Source organism: Kluyvera sp. Awk 3, assembly GCF_028069715.1.
Lineage (GTDB): Bacteria > Pseudomonadota > Gammaproteobacteria > Enterobacterales > Enterobacteriaceae > Kluyvera > Kluyvera georgiana_A.
Genome location: NZ_JANEWH010000308.1, coordinates 1 through 738, shown reverse-complemented (window position 1 = coordinate 738; position 738 = coordinate 1). Strand labels below are relative to the sequence as shown.

The 738-nt window shown below is 50.4% G+C and carries 1 tRNA gene and 2 rRNA genes; all 3 read right to left on the bottom strand.

The annotated features are described in order from the left end of the window. Positions 1-375: 375 nt before the first annotated feature. The 3 genes from rrf (NNN71_RS24815) to rrf (NNN71_RS24805) all read right to left on the bottom strand — a co-directional run bounded on the left by rrf (NNN71_RS24815) (position 376) and on the right by rrf (NNN71_RS24805) (position 735). Positions 376-491: ribosomal RNA gene (gene rrf, locus NNN71_RS24815) — 5S ribosomal RNA — on the bottom strand. 38 nt (positions 492-529) lie between these two features. Further along, positions 530-605, bottom strand: a tRNA-Thr gene (locus NNN71_RS24810). A 14-nt stretch (positions 606-619) separates the two neighbouring features. Further along, positions 620-735 (bottom strand): 5S ribosomal RNA (gene rrf, locus NNN71_RS24805). Positions 736-738: the final 3 nt, after the last annotated feature.

Here is a 738-nt window from a genome sequence, read left to right as displayed (position 1 = left end):
ATTCAGCATCGCATAAAAATCACCAGATATAATAAAGAGATAGCACTACATTTTATTTCAAAGGCGCTATGACGCCCTGTTAAATATAAGGTGATGACACTCTTTACGCGATGTAGATGCCCTGTATTAGCAATCGCTATGTATCAAATCAGCAAGGAAGGCAAAGCCGACAAGCGGCACTTAATCAATCCTGTGTTGGCATCCGGACAGGATATTTGTCGACATACAAGCGCAGCGATCCAATTGGCTGGCGACAGACGTAAAAAAGCCCATCCGTCAGGATGGGCTTTTTCGCTACCGGAGAGCGCTCTCCGACAAACAACAGATAAAACAAAAGGCCCAGTCTTTCGACTGAGCCTTTTGTTTTTATTTGATGTCTGGCAGTTCCCTACTCTCGCATGGGGAGACCCCACACTACCATCGGCGCTACGGCGTTTCACTTCTGAGTTCGGCATGGGGTCAGGTGGGACCACCGCGCTACAGCCGCCAGACAAATTCTTTACTAAGTGCCGAACTTTAACCTAAAAAGTGGTGCTGATACCCAGAGTCGAACTGGGGACCTCACCCTTACCAAGGGTGCGCTCTACCAACTGAGCCATATCAGCACGCTAAATTTGATGCCTGGCAGTTCCCTACTCTCGCATGGGGAGACCCCACACTACCATCGGCGCTACGGCGTTTCACTTCTGAGTTCGGCATGGGGTCAGGTGGGACCACCGCGCTACAGCCGCCAGGCAA